This is a genomic window from Gordonia sp. SGD-V-85, from assembly GCF_001456905.1.
GTDB lineage: Bacteria > Actinomycetota > Actinomycetes > Mycobacteriales > Mycobacteriaceae > Gordonia > Gordonia hongkongensis.
Map to the genome: position 1 here is coordinate 134,939 of NZ_LNQO01000010.1, position 17,942 is coordinate 152,880.

The 17,942-nt window shown below is 69.3% G+C and carries 17 protein-coding genes; 6 read left to right on the plus strand and 11 right to left on the minus strand.

Annotation, left to right across the window (positions count from 1 at the left end; all coding sequences use genetic code 11):
* Positions 1 to 87: 87 nt before the first annotated feature.
* Positions 88 to 1,281, plus strand: a complete 1,194-nt coding sequence (locus tag AS181_RS13880; RefSeq protein ID WP_396266565.1) for a PQQ-dependent sugar dehydrogenase — start codon at positions 88 to 90, stop codon at positions 1,279 to 1,281.
* Between the two features lie 295 nt (positions 1,282 to 1,576).
* Here AS181_RS13880 and gatB read toward each other — a convergent pair whose 3' ends face one another.
* Entirely contained in the window at positions 1,577 to 3,082 is a 1,506-nt protein-coding gene (gene gatB / locus AS181_RS13885; RefSeq protein WP_058252147.1) for an Asp-tRNA(Asn)/Glu-tRNA(Gln) amidotransferase subunit GatB, read from the minus strand.
* A gap of 131 nt (positions 3,083 to 3,213) precedes the next feature.
* On the opposite strand from gatB, the gene AS181_RS13890 reads away from it, so the two are divergent.
* Positions 3,214 to 3,447, plus strand: a complete 234-nt coding sequence (locus tag AS181_RS13890) for a PspC domain-containing protein (protein WP_058252197.1) — start codon at positions 3,214 to 3,216, stop codon at positions 3,445 to 3,447.
* 14 nt (positions 3,448 to 3,461) lie between these two features.
* Here the strand turns inward: AS181_RS13890 and AS181_RS13895 are convergent, their stop codons facing one another.
* The 3 genes from AS181_RS13895 to AS181_RS13905 form a co-directional block, all read right to left on the minus strand.
* The gene (locus AS181_RS13895; RefSeq protein WP_058252148.1) at positions 3,462 to 4,496 is read right to left on the minus strand and encodes a 6-phosphofructokinase; all 1,035 of its coding nucleotides are present in this window, start codon (positions 4,494 to 4,496) and stop codon (positions 3,462 to 3,464) included.
* Between the two features lie 89 nt (positions 4,497 to 4,585).
* Positions 4,586 to 5,236, minus strand: a complete 651-nt coding sequence (locus tag AS181_RS13900) for a response regulator (RefSeq protein ID WP_058252149.1) — start codon at positions 5,234 to 5,236, stop codon at positions 4,586 to 4,588.
* Between the two features lie 9 nt (positions 5,237 to 5,245).
* Positions 5,246 to 6,538 carry a sensor histidine kinase gene (locus AS181_RS13905; RefSeq protein ID WP_058252150.1) on the minus strand — a complete coding sequence of 431 codons (1,293 nt, stop codon included), beginning with the start codon at positions 6,536 to 6,538 and terminating at the stop codon, positions 5,246 to 5,248.
* Between the two features lie 165 nt (positions 6,539 to 6,703).
* Between AS181_RS13905 and AS181_RS13910 the strand changes: the two genes are divergently transcribed.
* Together AS181_RS13910 and AS181_RS13915 are read left to right on the plus strand one after the other, a co-directional pair.
* Positions 6,704 to 7,405 (plus strand): hypothetical protein, encoded by a 702-nt coding sequence (locus tag AS181_RS13910; RefSeq protein ID WP_231742435.1) that lies wholly within the window; start codon positions 6,704 to 6,706, stop codon positions 7,403 to 7,405.
* Positions 7,402 to 8,649 (plus strand): alpha/beta-hydrolase family protein, encoded by a 1,248-nt coding sequence (locus tag AS181_RS13915; protein ID WP_058252152.1) that lies wholly within the window; start codon positions 7,402 to 7,404, stop codon positions 8,647 to 8,649. The genes AS181_RS13910 and AS181_RS13915 overlap by 4 nt, the downstream gene beginning before the upstream one ends.
* 46 nt (positions 8,650 to 8,695) lie before the next feature.
* Here the strand turns inward: AS181_RS13915 and gatA are convergent, their stop codons facing one another.
* Complete coding sequence (gatA, locus tag AS181_RS13920) at positions 8,696 to 10,216, minus strand: Asp-tRNA(Asn)/Glu-tRNA(Gln) amidotransferase subunit GatA (RefSeq protein WP_058252153.1); 1,521 nt, start codon at positions 10,214 to 10,216, stop codon at positions 8,696 to 8,698.
* A complete protein-coding gene (gatC, locus tag AS181_RS13925) occupies positions 10,213 to 10,524 on the minus strand; it encodes an Asp-tRNA(Asn)/Glu-tRNA(Gln) amidotransferase subunit GatC (RefSeq protein WP_058252154.1) in 312 nt (103 codons plus the stop codon). The genes gatA and gatC overlap by 4 nt, the downstream gene beginning before the upstream one ends.
* A 179-nt stretch (positions 10,525 to 10,703) precedes the next feature.
* On the opposite strand from gatC, the gene AS181_RS13930 reads away from it, so the two are divergent.
* Positions 10,704 to 11,372 carry a hypothetical protein gene (locus AS181_RS13930; protein ID WP_058252155.1) on the plus strand — a complete coding sequence of 223 codons (669 nt, stop codon included), beginning with the start codon at positions 10,704 to 10,706 and terminating at the stop codon, positions 11,370 to 11,372.
* A gap of 34 nt (positions 11,373 to 11,406) precedes the next feature.
* Positions 11,407 to 11,922 carry an O-acetyl-ADP-ribose deacetylase gene (locus AS181_RS13935; RefSeq protein ID WP_058252156.1) on the plus strand — a complete coding sequence of 172 codons (516 nt, stop codon included), beginning with the start codon at positions 11,407 to 11,409 and terminating at the stop codon, positions 11,920 to 11,922.
* 7 nt (positions 11,923 to 11,929) lie between these two features.
* On the opposite strand, the gene ligA is transcribed toward AS181_RS13935, so the two are convergent.
* The 5 genes from ligA to AS181_RS13960 all read right to left on the minus strand — a co-directional run bounded on the left by ligA (position 11,930) and on the right by AS181_RS13960 (position 17,938).
* A complete protein-coding gene (gene ligA, locus AS181_RS13940) occupies positions 11,930 to 14,020 on the minus strand; it encodes an NAD-dependent DNA ligase LigA (RefSeq protein WP_058252157.1) in 2,091 nt (696 codons plus the stop codon).
* Between the two features lie 137 nt (positions 14,021 to 14,157).
* A complete protein-coding gene (locus AS181_RS13945; RefSeq protein ID WP_058252158.1) occupies positions 14,158 to 14,544 on the minus strand; it encodes an MmcQ/YjbR family DNA-binding protein in 387 nt (128 codons plus the stop codon).
* A gap of 42 nt (positions 14,545 to 14,586) precedes the next feature.
* Entirely contained in the window at positions 14,587 to 15,603 is a 1,017-nt protein-coding gene (locus AS181_RS13950) for a vitamin-B12 independent methionine synthase (protein WP_058252198.1), read from the minus strand.
* Entirely contained in the window at positions 15,600 to 16,718 is a 1,119-nt protein-coding gene (mnmA, locus tag AS181_RS13955) for a tRNA 2-thiouridine(34) synthase MnmA (RefSeq protein ID WP_058252159.1), read from the minus strand. The genes AS181_RS13950 and mnmA overlap by 4 nt, the downstream gene beginning before the upstream one ends.
* Positions 16,718 to 17,938, minus strand: coding sequence for a cysteine desulfurase family protein (locus tag AS181_RS13960; RefSeq protein ID WP_175404333.1), 1,221 nt, complete (start codon positions 17,936 to 17,938; stop codon positions 16,718 to 16,720). The genes mnmA and AS181_RS13960 overlap by 1 nt, the downstream gene beginning before the upstream one ends.
* Between the last annotated feature and the right edge of the window lie 4 nt (positions 17,939 to 17,942).

The following is a 17,942-nucleotide window of genomic DNA, read 5'->3' on the forward strand; positions in this document are numbered from 1 at the left end:
CGGACTGCGGCCACCGGACCCCGACGGGGTGAGTCGGGGCACCACGCTCGGGGCACCGTCACCCGGAGCACCATTACTGTGGACGCCATGTGGAAGGGGCGCCCGACGGGCACGCGCGACGATGCCCGGACGAGTTCAGCCGCGACGGCGGACCGCCGGGTGTGGGCCCGGTGGCGAGTGCTGGTGACGGTGCTGACGGCGGTCGTGGTGCTGGTCGGCGGCTGCGCGGACTTCAGCGCCCAGGACAATCAACGCGAGGCGGGTGCGTTCAGCCCGAACAACCGGCCGAGCGGCCAGCCCGAGCCGACGCCACCGCCGGAGACCCCGCGCGAGACGCAACCGCCGCCGACCGGCCCGTGCGTCGACCCCGACCCCGCGGTGATCGCGACGTGTCTCGCGTCCACCGGCGGTGTGATGCCCGGCGACGAGCAGGGCGAGGTCACCGTCGTCGCCGAACGCACGACCGGCAAGATCATCACAACCAAACGCTACGGTCCTGCCCGAACGCTGGGAGAGACGCCGGTCGATGCGTCCGGTGACGGCGGTCTGATCGATTTCGCCTACTCCCCCACCTATTCTCAGGACCGGTTGATCTACGCCTACATCACGACCCCGTCGGACAACCGCATCGTCCGCCTGGCACCGGGAGACGTGCCCAAGCCGATCCTGACCGGCATCCCCAAGGGCGCCACCGGGAACATGGGCGCGATGTACTTCCGGTCCCCGACCGAACTCGTCGTCGCCACCGGCAATGCCGGGAATCCCGCGGCCGCCGACGATCCGTCGTCCCTCGCCGGCAAGGTGCTGCTGGTGACCTCGTTCACCTCTGGCGACGGCCCGCGGCCGGCGATCCTCGCATCCGGCTTCGGGTCGTCGGTGGCGTTGTGTCCCAACGCTTCCACCGGGACGGTCTACGTCGCCGACCAGACGGCCACCGAGGATCGCGTGCAGGTGCTCGAAGAAGGCGGACCCAAGGTGCTGTGGACGTGGCCGGACCGACCACAGATCGCGGGTTGCGGGGTCGCCGGGGGCAGCATCTTCGTCTCGACGACGCGCACCCAACGCATCGAGGCCATCAACGAGCCCACTCGCGAGGAGCCGACGATCACCGCCCCGGCCGTCGTGCTCGACCGGCGGTACGGCGCCCTCGGCCGGATGGCCGCGCTCCCCAACGGGCTGCTGCAGGTGGCGACCGTCAACAAGGAGGTGGGTTCAGCGAAGCCCACCGACGATCGCGTGTTCCGCTTCCTGCCCTCCGGCGGTGGCAACGACCGGACGTGACCGGGACGCGCCCTTCAAGGCTCGTCGACCTCGACGCGCTCCTTCGTCGCTTGCTCGGCCCGGCGGCGTGCGCTCCCCGCACCTCAGTAACTGCGGCCGGGCGGCCGTCGTGGATCGTGAAAGAACACTCTTGAGCGTCCACATCTCTGCTCCCTGAGGTGCGAGCGAAGCGAGCCACGAAGGGCTCCGCAACCTGTCTCACCAGGCCCTTCGTGGCTCGTCGCTGGCGCTCCTCGCACCTCAGGGAGCAATGGTTATGTCGTCTTTCGGATCAGGGAGCAGAGGGGCTGCGCCCTCAGGAACAGGCCGCGATGACGAGTTCCTTGACGCGGGCCGGGTCAGCTTGTCCGCGAGTCGCTTTCATGACGTCTCCGACGATCTTGCCGGCGGCCTGGACCTTCCCGCCGCGGATCTTGTCGGCGATGTCGGGGTTGGCGGCGAGCGCGTCGTCGACGGCCTTCTGGAGCGCGGAATCGTCCCGAACCACCTCGAGGCCGCGGTCGGCGACGATCTGAGCGGGCTCACCCTCACCGTCGAGGACGGCGGTCGCGACCTGCTGCGCCAGCTTGGTCGTGAGTTTGCCCTCGTCGACCAGTCCGATGATCTCGGCGACCTGCGCCGGCGTGATGGACAGGTCGGCGAGTTCGACTCCGCGAGAATTGGCCTGCTGCGCAAGGAAGGACACCCACCAGCCACGGGCCGCCTCGGGTGCTGCCCCGGCGTCGACGGTGGCGATGATGAGATCGACCGCGCCGACGTTTACGAGGTCACGCATGACCTCGTCGGAGACTCCCCAGTCCTCCTGGATGCGGGCGCGACGTAGCCACGGCAGCTCGGGCAGGTCCGCCCGCAACTCCTCGATCCACGCCGAATCCGGCTGCACCGGAGGCAGATCCGGCTCCGGGAAGTAGCGGTAGTCCTCGGCGGTCTCCTTGCGGCGCCCGGCCGACGTGGTGCCGTCGGTCTCGTGGAAGTGCCGCGTCTCCTGGACGATCTCGCCGCCGGCCTCCAGGATGGCGGCCTGACGGCGCATCTCGTAGCGAACCGCCACCTCGACGCTCTTGAGCGAGTTGACGTTCTTGGTCTCGGTGCGCGTACCGAATTCGGTGGCGTCCTTCGTCTTCAGCGACAGGTTCACATCGCAGCGCATCGACCCCTGGTCCATACGCACGTCCGACACGTCCAGCGACTTGAGCAGGTCGCGCAGCGCCGACACGTAGGCCCGGGCGACCTCGGGCGCGCGTTCCCCCGCGCCCTCGATGGGCCGCGTCACGATCTCGACGAGCGGCACACCGGCGCGGTTGTAGTCGAGCAGCGAATGACTCGCGCCGTGGATTCGACCCGTCGAGCCGCCGATGTGCAGCGACTTGCCGGTGTCCTCCTCCATGTGGGCGCGCTCGATCTCGACCCGCCAGGTGGTGCCGTCGCCGAGCACGACGTCGAGGAAACCGTCGTAGGCGATCGGCTCGTCGTACTGCGAGATCTGGTAGTTCTTCGGCTGATCCGGGTAGAAGTAGTTCTTTCGCGCGAAGACGCTCGACGGCCGGATGGAGCAGTTCAGCGCGAGGCCGATGCGGATCGCGGACTCGATGGCCTTGGCGTTGGCGACCGGGAGCGAACCCGGCAGTCCGATACACACCGGGCACACCTGGGTGTTCGGGTCGGCGCCGAACTCGGTGGGGCACCCGCAGAACATCTTGGTCGCGGTGCCCAGCTCGACGTGCACCTCGAGACCCATCACCGGATCGAATGCGGCAAGCACCTCGTCGTAGTCCAACAGGTCGACGGCTGCGGAAGTCATAGCGGCCAGTTTATGCGGCGATATCCCAGGGGCACGTTCAGGGTGATCACCGATGCCGGGAGCCGGACCCGCTCGTAGCGTGGATGTCACCGGCGAACGACGCCGGACCACAATCCACACAGGAGGACGAGATGACCACCCCGCAACCCGCCTACAGCGGCCCCCGCCTGATGCGTTCGCGCAGCAACTCGTGGCTGGGCGGTGTCTGCGGTGGTATCGCGCAACGTTGGGGCTGGGATCCGACGCTCATCCGCGTGCTGTTCATCCTGTCGATGCTGCTGCCCGGACCCCAGGTCCTGATCTACCTGGCGCTCTGGATCATCATCCCGCGCGAGCCGGCCGCGACGGTCACCCCGGTGGCCTGACGGCCCGGAGTCGCTCAGCCGAAGATGACCCGGATCTCCTTGTACTGATCCAACGGCACCGTCTTCAGTTCACCGAGTGCCTCGTCGAAGGTGATCCGGGCGATGTCGGTGCCGTGAAGCGCGACCATCTGCCCCCAGCCCTTCTCGGCGACGAGGTCGGCGGTCGCCATCCCCATGCGGGTCGCGAGCACCCGGTCGTAGGCCGACGGCACGCCGCCGCGCTGGATGTGGCCGAGGATGGTGGCCCGGGTCTCGATCCCGGTCCGCTCCTCGATGAGCGGGGCGAGCACCTCGGCCACACCACCGAGTCGGGGGCGGTTGAAACCGTCGAGGCCTTTGGTGGAGTACGCCTCCTTCATCTCCGGGAGCTTGAACCCCTCGGCGACGACGACCATCGGCGAACGCCCGCGCGACTTGACGCTGGTGACCCAGGCACAGATCTGGTCGAGACTCTCGGGGTTCTCCGGGATCAGGATGACGTGGGCGCCGCCCGCGATCCCGGAGTGCAGGGCGATCCAGCCCGCGTGGCGACCCATGACCTCGAGAACCATGCACCGTTTGTGCGAGTTGCCGGTGGTGCGGAGGCGGTCGATCGCCTCGGTCGCGATCTCCACCGCGGTGTTGAACCCGAAGGTGTAGTCGGTGGCGGCGATGTCGTTGTCGATGGTCTTGGGAACCCCGACGATGTTGATGCCGTCGTCGAACAGCCGCTTCGACGCCGCCGCCGTGCCCTCGCCGCCGATCGCGATCACGCCGTCGATCTCGAGGTTCTTCAACACCTTCTTGATGTTCTCGGGACCGCCGTCGGGTTCGGAGTAGGGACCGAACCGGCTCGTGCCGAGAATGGTGCCGCCCTGGTTCGACAGGCCGCGGACCGTCGACCGGTTCAATTCGACGATGTCGCCGTAGACCAGTCCGGCCCAGCCGTCCCGGAAGCCGACGAACTCGTGGCCGTACACGGTCTCACCCTTGAGCACTGCGCCGCGGATGACCGCGTTCAGTCCGGGGCAGTCTCCCCCGGACGTCAGAATGCCGAACCTCTTGGCCACTGGTGAGACCACCCTCCCTGTCGTCATCGGTCAACCTGCCCGAGCAACCCCAATCTAGTGCCCCGACGAGCCCGGCGCTGGTCGCGAAATCACTTGATGCCGTTCTCGTAGGCGAACACGACGGCCTGCGCCCGATCCCGGAGCCGGAGTTTGTTCAGGAGACTGCTCACATGGGTCTTCACCGTCTGCTCGGTCACGAACAGGTCCGCGCCGATCTCCGCGTTGGACTTGCCGTCGGCCACCAGGTCGAGCACCTCGCGCTCCCGCGGGGTGAGCGTGTCGAGCTTCTGATCCCGCGCCGGCCGCCGGCGCCTGGCGGTGACCTCGGTGATCAGCCGCCGTGTGATCGACGGTGCCAGCAACGCCTCACCCGCGGCCACGACGCGGACCGCTCGCACCAGCTCTTCGGCGGGCGCATCCTTCAGCAAGAATCCCGATGCCCCTATGCGCAGCGCCTCGTACACGTAGTCGTCGATGTCGAAGGTCGTCAGCATCAACACGCGCGTGGGCGGTTCGGCAGACGACGCGAGGATCTGCTCCGCGGCCCACAGTCCGTCCTTGCGCGGCATCCGCACATCCATCAGCACGACGTCGGGACGCACCCGACGACACACCTCGACGGCCTCGACCCCGTCGGCGGCATCGCCGAGGACCGAGAGGTCGGGTTGCGCGGCGAGCAGCGCCGAAAAGCCCTGACGCACCATGGCCTGGTCATCTGCGATGACTACGGTGATCGGCACGCCGTCACGCTACCGTCGTCGTGACGACGGCTCACCGGAACCCGTGGAGGTCACGATCGGCTCGGGCACGACGACGTCCCGGCGCGGCGTCGCCGGGATGCGAGCGCGTACCGCGAACCCGCCGGTCGATGTGGGGGCGGCGACCAGCGAACCACCCACCGCCTGAGCGCGATCGATCATCCCGGGGATACCCACTCCGCTCCCGCCGATCTGCAATGGTTCAGCGGTCGCGGCCGTGTTGACCACGGCGACGTCGACGAGATCATCGTCCCCGCGCCTCACCTCGACGTCCACGCGCCCGCCGGGGGCATGCCGGGTGGCATTGGCCAGCGACTCCTGCACGATCCGATAGATCACCAGGGCGGCCGATTCACCGACGTCGTCGGCGTCGATGGCCAGGTTCAGCACGACCTCGGCACCCGCGCGGCGTGTCTCGGTGACCAGCGAATCGAGTTCGGCCAGGCCGGGATTGGGTGCCGCCGAAGCATCCGCACCCTCGACGCGCAGGACCCCGAGCAACTGTCGGACCTCGTCGAGGGACGTACGTGCCGCCTCGGCGATGGCGTCGAATTCCGCTGCGGCAGAGGGGCTCACATCCGGCAGGCGATATCTGGCGGTCTGTGACATCACCACCACCATCGACATCCGGTGAGCGACCACATCGTGCAGGTCCCGGGCGATTCGCGCCCGCTCCTGGAGTACGGCTGCCTCGGCTTCGGCGGCCTCGGTCTGCTCGGTGCGCACCGCCAACTGCCGGCGCGAAGCCATCAGTCCGCGCAGCAACGCGACCACGACCGCGAGCACCGAGATCCCGAAGACCCACCCGACGCGCGCGGTCGGTTGCACGGCGAAGGCGATGACGATCGACGTCGAGACCCAGACCACCGGAATCCATCGCAGCGGGCACTTGAGGAAGGCCATGAACGTGAGGACCAGCAGTTCGATCAGGTGGGTGACCTGGATCGTCAGCTCCCACCCGCCCCGGGTCGGGACGACGATGCCGATGAGTTGGGCGGAGACCACCGAGATCGCCCACCCCAGCAACGGGGCCGACCACGCGAGGGCGATCGGCAGGGCCGCGAAGGCAGCGACCACGGGTAGCACGAACACCGGCATCGAGTGGGTGATCGGGAGCGTCGGCCACGCAACCGAGTACATGACCAGCGCCACGAACAGGAAGAACCAGTTGAGGCGCGACGAGAAGTAGTGGCGCACCGCGGGGTCCTGGGCCACCGGGGCGGTCGAGGCCCATTCGAGTGAGGACGCCCCCACCGCGCGGAGCTTCTTGCGGTATCCGAACATGCCCTCACCCTAGGCTCGGCGACCGCTCGAAGACCTCATACTTCCGAGGGAGACGACCCGATACCGTCGTAGCGTTTCGGCGCCGACGAACCGGCCTGGGGACGACCGCGGCCGGTCCCGCGGAGCGATGTGCCGGCCGGATCCGGACTCATAGCGTCGATGCTCATGACCGGATCAGAGAACATCCGAAAGCTTCCGTCGGACAACGTCTTACACCAGCACCGCGATCTCTCCGCAACCACTCGCCGACGACGGTCGCGGTGGTGGGCGGCGATGCTCACCCTGGCCGTACTCGTCACCGGCCAGTGGATCTCGACCGCACACGCCGTCGCAGGCCCGCTCCTCGCAGCATCGAGCCCGGCGGTGACGGCGCCGGCGGCCGATGCGACCAATCCCTACGCGGCCGTGGTCGTCGCCCTCGTGGGACCGCACCCGGCCACCGCACTGGCGTCCCTTCCGCGGTCCTTCGTCGTGGCGCAGGGGTACTCCCCGCGGATCGTCGACGGATACCCGATCGACCCGGATGGGGACTGCTCGTCGCCGGTTCCGTTGCCACCGCACTTCACCCCGCTGTGCCGCACCCACGATCTCGGCTACGACCTGTTGCGGGCGGCGCAGCGAAACGGCAAACCGCTCGGCGCCTGGGCCCGGATCGCGCTGGACCGCATGCTGATCGACCGGATGTACGCCTCCTGCCGGACAGCTGCCTGCACGACTGCCACGCACGGCGCTCGAATCGGGTTGGCGTGGAACACGTGGCGCCAGTACGGCGGCCCCCCGGCCCGGGGCGAGTCGTTGTCGGCCTTGGTCCACACGACCGTCGAGCGTGCCCTGGTCGATCCCGACGAGCGCGAGGTGCGGCGATGACGAAGCACCGAGACGCCCGTTGCCTGCGTGACGGCCCGTTCCGATCGTGGCCGCATCCCGCGATCAGTGTCGCGGTGACCCTCGGTTACCTCATCGCGGTCTATCCGGGCACCCTGCCCCGGGACGCGACGACGACCGCGATCGTGACCGCGGCATTGAGCGCGCTGGGTGCGATCATCGGGATGATCGCCGCCCGGCGCAGTCGGCGACAGCCGGACGACCAGGCACGGCGCGTCGTGTTCGGCTCCTGCCTGGTGATCCTCGGATGCGCGGTCGGCGTGGCGGTCTGGTGGCAGAACCTCATCCGTGCGGCGGTCGACGTCGCACCCCTCGGGCCCGGATGGGTGGCGGCGGCCACGATCCCGCCCGCCGTCCTCGTCCTGGCGATCGTCGCCGTCCCGCGTAGCTGCGCTCTGCTCGCGGCCGGCGCAGTCGCCCTCACGGCGGGACTGCTGGCACCCGCCGACGCCGGCGCCGACGAACAGCCGGTGCCGGCGTCGTCGACGACGGTGGCGACGCATTCGGACGTCCTGGCCCGCGGGGAGCTGAACACCGATGGATTCGACCGCGCCGCTGCACAACTCGTGCGGACGTGGACGCGTTCGGGCGGACTGTCGACACGGGCGGTCGTGGTCGCGGTGCCGACCGGATCGGGATGGATCGACCCGGCAGCTGTCGACGGTTTCGAGAGCCGGTTCGCCGGCGACGTCCGGGTTCTCGCACTCCCCTACGACGACGTGCCGTCGTGGCAGGCCTTCGTGTCCGACCGCTCCCGATCGGCGGACTCGGCGATCGCGGTGGTGTCAGCACTGGCGGCCGTCCTCGACGGTGTTCCCGACCGCGAACGTCCGCGGGTGATCCTCTACGGGCAGAGTCTCGGTGCCGTGGGCGCCGACGCCGCCCGGGTATGGCTGGAGAACGAGCGCCCCGCTCTGCTCGACGAGACCGTGCTGGTCGCGCCGCCGGCGGGCACCGTCGCCCCGGATTCCCGCACCTCGCGAACGGTTCTCGCCAATTCCAGCGACCCCGTCGTGCGCTGGTCACCCGCCGGACTGTGGAGGCCGCACCGCGCGACCGAGGACACCCACATCCGCGGTCCGCGGGTCCCGTCGGCGCCGTGGCTACCCGTGGTCAGTTTCGTACAGACAAGCATCGACCTTCTCGGCGCACTCGACGGTGCGGCCGGGGTCGGCCACCGGTACGGGTCCGAACAGTCCGGACCGCCGCAGCCGATGCGGAATTGACAGCCCCGCGACGGCGTGCACCGAGGACGGCACGCCGCCCCGGTCGTCAGACGATCGGCCCCCGAGCCGCTTCGTACGACGCTCCCACGCGGTACAGCCGGTCGTCGGCCAGGGCGGGCGCCATGATCTGCAGCCCGACGGGCATGCCGTCGTCGACCGACAGCCCCGACGGCACCGACATCGACCCGATGCCGGCGAGGTTCACCGGCAGCGTGCACAGGTCGAACAGGTACATCGCGAGTGGGTCGTCGACCTTCTCCCCGATCGGGAACGCGGTGGTCGGCGTGGTCGGCGAGATGAGCACGTCGACCTTCTCGAAGGCGGTGGCGAAGTCACGCGCGATCAGGGTGCGCACCTTCTGCGCCTGACCGTAGTAGGCGTCGTAGTAGCCCGAGGACAACGCGTAGGTCCCGATCATGATGCGGCGCTTGACCTCTGGACCGAATCCCTGCTCCCGGGACAGAGCCATGACCTCATCGGCCGAATGCGAGCCGTCGTCGCCGACCCGCAGTCCGTAGCGCATCGCGTCGAACCGCGCGAGGTTCGACGACACCTCCGACGGGAGGATGAGGTAGTAGGCGCCCAGCGCGTAGGTGAAGTGCGGACAGCTGACCTCGACCACCTCGGCGCCGCGCTCCTCGAGGAGCTTGACGGCCTGGTGGAAAGAGTCGAGCACGCCGGACTGGTAGCCCTCGCCCTGCAGTTCGGTGACGACACCGATCCGGACGCCGGCGAGATCCCGCTCGGCCCCTTCGCGGGCGGCCGAGACGACGTCGGGCACCGGCACATCGATCGAGGTCGAGTCCCGCGGGTCGTGCCCGGCGATGATCTCGTGCAGCATCGCGGTGTCGAGGACGGTACGGCCACACGGGCCGCCCTGGTCGAGCGACGAGGCGCACGCCACGAGCCCGTAGCGCGAGACCGTGCCGTACGTGGGCTTGACGCCGACCGTCGCGGTGACCGCGGCCGGCTGCCGGATCGAGCCCCCGGTGTCGGTACCGATCGCCAGCGGGGCCTGGTACGAGGCCAGCGCGGCGGCGCTGCCACCCCCCGAACCACCCGGGATCTTGCTGGGATCCCACGGGTTCCGGGTGAGCTGGTAGGCGGAGTTCTCGGTCGAGCTGCCCATCGCGAACTCGTCCATGTTGGTCTTGCCCAGGATCGGGATGCCCGCGGCGCGCAGGCGTGCGGTGACCGTGGCGTCGTAGGGCGGAACCCAACCCTCGAGAATCTTGGAGCCGCACGTGGTGGGTGCGTCGGTGGTGGTGAAGACGTCCTTGAGGGCGATCGGTACACCCGCGAGGGCCGACGGGGCGTCCCCGGCGGCGATCGCGTCGTCGGCGGCCTTCGCGGCGACCAGCGCTTCGGCGCCACTGACGTGGAGGAACGCGCCGAGTTGGTCGTCGATCTCGGCGATGCGGTCGAGGTGGGCCTGGGTGACCTCCACCGAGCTGACCTCGCGGGCACCGATCCGGGTGGCGAGTTCGGCGGCGGACAATCCGGTCAGATCACCGTCGGGACGCGGCGCGGCGACATGGGATCCGGGGGCGCTGGAATCGGGACTCACTGCTCTTCTCCCAGGATCTGCGGAACCGCGAAACGGTCCTGCTCGACGGCCGGTGCACCGGACAGCGCGGCTTCGGTCGTCAGACCCGGGACGACGACATCGGGGCGCAGCACATTCGCCAGTTCGGCCGGGTGGGCCGTGCCGGGCACGTCGTCGGCGGCCACTTCCGACACCGACGCGACGTGGGTCAGGATCGAGTCCAGCTGCTCGGCGTAGACATCGAGTTCGTCCTCGCTCAACGCCAGGCGCGACAGACGCGCCAGATGCGCGACTTCGTTGCGCGATATGGACTTCGGTTCGCCAGCCACCGCAGCGTCCTTCCTTCCATCACTGTTCGTTCGGGTCTCGTCGTCCCCGCCGTGTCGTCGACCGATGTCGTGTCGGCGTCTGGGCGACGTCTCCAGACTATGGGAACCCGCGACGACCGCTTCCCCCAGCCACCGGTTGGCAGCCGTGCACTGCGCGCCGCCCGCGCGTGGGTGCGAGAATGTCGCACGTGTCCTACCTGTTGCGGGTCTATCTCGAAGACCGGCCGGGCAGCCTCGGCGTGCTCGCCGTGCAGCTCGGCTCGGTCGGCGCAGACATCCTGTCCCTCGAGGTCGTCGAGCGCGGCAACGGTTACGCCGTGGACGACCTCGTCGTCGAGGTGGCGCCCGGGGCGCTGCCCGACAGCCTGATCACCGCGGCCGAGAAGGTCAACGGCGTCCGTGTCGACTCGATCCGCCCCTACTCGGGCGTGCTGGACACCCATCGTGAACTCGAGTTGGTCGATCAGGTGGCCACTGCCGGACGTGACCGGTTGCAGATCCTGGTGGACAACGCGCCCCGCGTCCTGCGCGTCTCCTGGGCGATGGTGGTCACACCGGCCAGCGGCGGCGTGCTGCAGCTCTTCGGCTCGTCCGGCGCCCCGGAGACCCCGCTGACCAGGGCGGACTGGCTACCGCTCGAGAGAGCCGTCGAGCTGGACGCCGACGGCGACTGGGTGCCCGGTGCCTGGCAGGACATGGACACCCGTCTCGCGGCGGCTCCCCTGGGATCGGAGTCGAGGGCGATCCTGCTCGGACGCATCGGCGGACCGGACTTCCGGCCGTCGGAGGTCGCCCGACTCGGTTATCTCGCCGGGATCGTCAGTACCGTGCTGCGCGCCGAGAGTTAGCCACAGCCGGTCGATCCGGAGGCATCATGGTCTGATGACGTCCATCACGTTGATACAGGGCGACATCACGACACAGTCGGTCGACGCGATCGTGAATGCCGCGAACTCCACACTGCTGGGCGGCGGCGGTGTCGACGGCGCGATCCACCGGCGGGGCGGCCCGGCGATCCTCGCCGAGTGCAAGGAGCTGCGGGCGGGCACCTACGAACGTGGACTACCTGTCGGCGAGGCCGTGGCCACCACGGCGGGAGACCTCGACGCACGTTGGGTCATCCACACGGTCGGACCGGTGCACTCCTACGACGAGGACCGCTCATCCCTGCTCGTCTCCTGCTACCGCGAGTCACTGCGCGTCGCAACCGAACTCGGTGCCACCACCATCGCCTTCCCGGCGATCTCGACCGGCGTCTACGGCTGGCCGATGGACGACGGCGCCCGCAAGGCGGTCGACACGGTGCGTGCCACGCTGCCGGAGACCTCGATCGAGGAGGTCCGTTTCGTCCTTTTCGACCAGCGTGCCTTCCGCGCGTTCGAGTCCGCTCTGGACTGATCGACGGTCACTCGGGGCTGCCGGTCTCCAGCAACTTCTTGAACGCGTCCTCGTCGAGCACCGGCACGCCGAGCTGTTCGGCCTTGTCGGCCTTGGTGCCCGGCGAATCCCCCACCACCACGTAGTCGGTCTTCTTCGACACCGAACCCGACGCCTTGCCGCCGCGTTGCAGGATCGCCTCCTTGGCCCCGTCACGGGAGAAGTCCACCAGCGAACCCGTCACGACGATCGTCTTGCCCTCGAGGGTCCGCGGGATCGACTCGTCGCGCTCGTCTTCCATGGAAACGCCTGCGGCGCGCCACTTCTCGACGATGTCTCGATGCCAGTCGACGGTGAACCAGTCGTGGATCGACTGGGCGAGGGTCATTCCCAACCCCTCGACGCCGGCGAGCTGGTCGATGTCGGCGGCCTCGATGGCCTCGAGGGAACCGAATTCGGTGGCGAGGGCGCGGGCGGCGGTGGGCCCGACATGGCGGATCGACAGCCCGACCAGCACGCGCCACAGCGCCACGTCCTTGGCTTTGTCGAGGTTCGCCAGCAACCGCTTGCCGTTGGCCGAGAGCGCCCCCGCCTTGGTGGTGAACAGATCCGTGCGGACCAGGTCCTCGGCCGTCAGCGAGAAGAGGTCACCCTCGTTGGTGAGCACCCCCGCCGACAGCAGGGCCGACGCGGCCTCGTAGCCGAGCGCCTCGATGTCGAAAGAACCCCGTCCGGCCAGGTGGAAGAGCCGCTCGCGCAACTGAGCCGGACAACTCTCCTGGTTCGGACAGCGGAGGTCGGCGTCGCTCTCCTTCTCCGGCCGCAGCGGCGTCTCGCAGGCCGGGCACAGTTCGGGCATCTCGAACTCCACCTCGGTGCCGTCGCGGAGATCGACGACCGGCCCGAGGACTTCGGGGATCACGTCCCCCGCCTTGCGGATCGTGACGGTGTCACCGATCAGCACACCCTTGCGCTTGACCTCCGAACCGTTGTGCAGGGTCGCACGCGAGACCGTGGACCCGGCGACGAGCACGGGTTCGAGAACTGCGAAGGGTGTGACCCGGCCCGTGCGTCCGACGTTGACCTGGATGTCGGAGAGCTTGGTGGTGGCCTCCTCGGGCGGGTACTTGTAGGCGATCGCCCACCGCGGCGCCCGCGAGGTGGAACCGAGGCGGCGCTGCACGGTGACGTCGTCGACCTTGACCACGATGCCGTCGATCTCGTGCTCGACGTCGTGACGGTGCTCGCCCCAGTAGGCGATCTTGTCGATGATCTCGTCGGCGCCGGACACCTTGGTGGTGTGGGTCGACACCGGCAGACCCCAGGCCCCGAGCGCCAGGTAGGCGTCGTGCAACGACTCCGGTCGCCAGCCCTCCGTGTGCCCGATCCCGTGACAGATCATCCGCAGCTTGCGACGGGCCGTGACCTGCGGATTCTTCTGCCGCAGCGAGCCGGCGGCCGAGTTGCGCGGATTCGCGAACGGCGGCTTGCCCTCCGCCACGAGCGAGGCGTTGAGCGCCTCGAAGTCCTCCACCCGGAAGAAGACCTCGCCACGCACCTCGAGGACCTCGGGAATCGGGTACTCCGCGGACTCGGTCAGGCGCATCGGGATGTCATCGATGGTGCGCGCGTTCAGTGAGACGTCCTCCCCGGTGCGTCCGTCGCCACGGGTGACACCTCGCTCGAGAACCCCGTTCCGGTAGACCAGCGCCAGGGCCACGCCGTCGATCTTGAGCTCGCAGAGGAAGTCGGCCCGGGCGCCGGCGTCGGCGACCACGCGGTCGACCCAGGCGCGCATCTCGTCGTGGTCGAAGACGTTGTCCAGCGACATCATTCGCTCGAGGTGGTCCACTGCGGAGAACGCCGTGGAGAAGCCGCCCCCGACGAGCTTGGTGGGTGAGTCGGCGGCCGCGAGTTCGGGATGCGCGCCCTCGAGCGCCTGCAGGCGTCGGAGGAGCAGATCGAACTCGCCGTCGGTGATGACCGGCGCGTCCTTCACGTAGTAGCGGAACTGGTGCTCGCGGATCTCCTCGGCGAGAGCGGTCCACTCCTCACGCAGGTCCGCCTCCGGCCCCGACTGCTCGGTGACCGGCTGACCCGACTCCGTTGTATCTGCCACGTTCCGAGGGTATCGGAGTGGTGGGACAGACCCAGCTCGTCAACCGATGCCTCGTTCGCGCGGTACTGCTTCCCTCCCGCTGATCGGATCCGATCAGCGGGACGGAGACGGGGCCGCGGGAGTTTCCGCGTCGACGATCACAACGGACCGAGCTTGGCCACCGACCGCTTCGGTGCGATCTGGCGGTAACTCGTGTCGAGGAGTTCGGCGACCTCGTCCCAGTCGGTCTCGTCGTCGAGGATCAGCCCCACCCAGCCGGCCGGGCCGAGGTAGGCGGGCAGGAAGAACCGCGGATCGTCCAGCAGCGCGGGCCGTTCGGAGTCGTCGGCGAGGACCAGGATCGATTGATCATGGCGCACCTTGCTGCCCTTGACGCCACCGCCGTAGTTGCCGAACATCTTGCCGCAGCGAAAGGTCGGGCGACCGTGCGCGACGACCTCGGTTGCGTCGGGCAGCGCGAGCGCGATCTCCCGTATGCGGCCCAGATAGGGATCCGCGTCGTCGAACATGATCGGGTGCGGCATACCGACGAGAATAGGTCTACGACGTCGGACCCGCAGGGGTTTTCAGAGCGCGGAGGGATCGCTGCCGAGCAGCTGACCGGCCTCCGCGGTGATCGCCAAGGCCGTCTTGGCCCACTTCGCCGACGCGCCGGCCAGACCACAGGTCGGCGTCACGATCACGTTGTCCGACAACACTTTGCGGTCCAGTCCGATGCGGTCGGTCAACGCGGCGAGTTCGGTCGCCACGTGTTCGGCGGCCAGCGGACGATCGGGTGCGGTCGACGGCACACGACCCGCGAGCAGGACGCCGCCGCGGTCGACGAGCATCCCGATCCCGTCGAGATCGGTCGCCGACGGTGTGGTGATGTCGATCGAATACGCAACCCCGGGAAGATGTTCGAGGAGATCCCACCGCGGTGTGCCGCAATCGTGCAAGACCACCGGGACGCCGACGTGGTCGACGAGTTCGGTGAGTGCGCGAGCCACCTCGACCGCCGGTATCGCCCGGATGGGGTCGAAGCGGGTCAGCGGCTTCACCGTGCCGTCGATGACCTGGCCGACCATCGGCTCGTCGAGCTGGACCACCACGCGCGCACCGAGCCGGCGTTCCACCTCGGCGACGTGCTCGCGCACACCCTCCGCCGTCGACTCGACGATGTCGCGGACGGCACCGTGGTCTTTCAGGACTCGTTGCCCGTTCGTCAGCTCGACAGATGCCGAGGTGGTGAACGGACCGGCCACCTGCACCTTGAAGGCGCGGCCGGTACCGATGAAACCCGCTGTCTCCCACAGCTCCTCGACGACGTCGAGGTCCTCGGCAAGCAGGTCCGCGGCGCGTCGGGCCAGACGGGAGTGGCGTTGCGCCAGCCGGTAACCCCATGTCGCGGTGTCCATCGGCAGGTCGACGAGGATCGCCGCCATCCGGCCGATCAGATCCGCACCGATACCTCGCGCGGGCAGTTCGACGAGGTGGGCGAGATCGAGTTCGCCGTTCACCACCGCGGCGGCGGCACGTGCGTCGGTGCCGGGCATCGACCCCACGCCGGTGCCCACTCCGGTGGGCAGTGCCGCTCCGGTCACCGAGACGCGACGACGGTCGGCTGCGACGAGGTGGTGGCGATGCGTCCGCACCCGACGACCTGGTCGCCGCGTCGGGCATCGGGCAGGTACAGCACCGCGGCCTGACCGCGGGCGACGCCGGTGAGCGGCTCCTGCAGCGCGATGTCGATACCGGGTTCACCGTCGATCGTGGTGGCGGTCGCGCGCACCGGCGCGAGCCCGCCGTGGGCTCGGACCTGCACCATCGCGTCGAAGGGCTCGTCCGGAGTGACCCCGGAGGTCCACACCGCACGCGTCGCGGTGATGCCCCAGACCTGCAGATCGGCTGCCGTCCCGACCGTCACCGTTCCCGAATCCGGGTCGATCTCGGTGACATAGCGGGGCTTGCCGTCGGCGGCCGGCGCCTCGACCCCCAGGCCCTTGCGCTGCCCGATGGTGAAGCCGTGGACCCCGTCGTGCTCGGCGAGGCGCTCGCCCGACGTCGCGTCCACGATCGCGCCCGGCCGGACACCGATGCGGGCTCCGAGGAACGCGCGGGTGTCTCCGCTCGGGATGAAGCAGATGTCGTGGGAGTCCGGCTTGTCCGCGACGGCCAGGCCGCGCCGGGCCGCCTCGGCCCGGATCTCGGACTTCGGGGTGTCACCGATCGGGAACATCGCCCGCGACAACTGATCACGCGTCAGCACGGCCAGCACATACGACTGGTCCTTGTCGGCGTCGACCGCTCGTCGTAACTCGCCGTCGGTCAGCTGCGCGTAGTGACCGGTGGCCAGCGCGTCGAAGCCGAGCGCCATCGCCTTGTCGGCGAGGGCCGCGAACTTGATCTTCTCGTTGCATGTAAGGCACGGGTTCGGGGTGCGTCCGGCCGCGTAGGCCTCGACGAACTCGTCGATCACATCGTCCTTGAACCGGTCGGCGAAATCCCAGACGTAGAACGGGATTCCGAGGACATCGGCGGCCCGGCGGGCGTCGGAGGCGTCCTCGCGCGAGCAGCATCCACGCGAGCCGGTGCGCAGCGCACCCGGAGCCGTCGACAATGCCAGATGAACTCCGACCACCTCGTGACCGGCCTCGACCGCCCGGGCCGCGGCGACCGCCGAGTCGACGCCGCCGCTCATCGCTGCCAGTACGCGCATCAGGAGATCCTTCCGCCGGGGACCGAGACCAGGCCGGCCGCCCGCGCCCGGTCGACGACCTCGTCGATGACCGCGGCGACCGCGTCGATGTCGGCCTCGGTGGTGGTGTGGCCGAGGGAGAACCGCAGCGACGACCGCGCGTCGGCCATGTCCAGACCCATCGCCAGGAGGACATGGCTGGCCTGGGCGACCCCGGCGGTGCAGGCCGATCCGGTGGAACACTCGACGCCCTTGGCGTCGAGAAGCATGAGCAGCGAGTCACCCTCGCAACCGGCGAACGACACGTGCACGTTCCCCGGGAGGCGACGATCGCCGTCGGCACCGTTGCGCACCGTTCCGTCGACGCCGAGGAGGACGTCGGTCAGCCGGGTCTGCAGGGCGCGGACGTGCGCGGTGTTCTCGTCGAGGTGCTCGACGCACCACGACAGTGCCGCGGCCATCCCGGCCGCACCGGCGACGTCCTGCGTTCCCGAGCGCACGTCGCGTTCGTGGCCGCCGCCGTGCAGCAGCGGCACGCATCCGACGTCCCGACCGAGCAGCAGGGCCCCGACGCCCTGCGGGCCGCCGAACTTGTGGGCGGTCAGGCTGAGCGCCGAGAGGCCGCTCGCGGCGAAATCGACCGGCAGATGGCCGACGGCCTGGATCGCGTCGGAATGCACCGGGACGCCGAATTCGGACCCGACCGCGGCGAGCTCGGCGATCGGCTGGATCGTGCCGACCTCGTTGTTGGCCCACATCAGCGAGATGAGAGCGGTCTCGGCAGCGTGCTCCTCGAGCTCCGCGCGCAGGTCGGCGGGCGAGACGACACCGTCGGCGTCGACCGGGAGCAGGACGAGCTCGGCGCCGGCCTGCTCGGCCAGCCACTGCGCGGGGTCGAGGACGGCGTGATGTTCGATCGCCGAGGTGATGATCCGGCGACGGCGGGGGTCGGCGTTCTGCTGTGCCCAGTAGATCCCCTTGACCGCCAGGTTGTCGGCCTCGGTGCCGCCGCCGGTGAAGACGACCTCGGAGGGCCGGGCGCCGACCGCCGCGGCGATGGCCTCGCGCGCCTCCTCGAGCCGACGACGTGCGGTGCGACCGGATCCGTGCAGCGACGAGGCGTTACCCGGCTGCGCGAAGACGGCCGTCATCGCCTCGACGGCTTCGGGCAGCATCTGCGTCGAAGCGGCGTGGTCGAGGTAGACAGGCGCCTTCACGGGCGGTCGGCTTGGCACGGGCATCGCT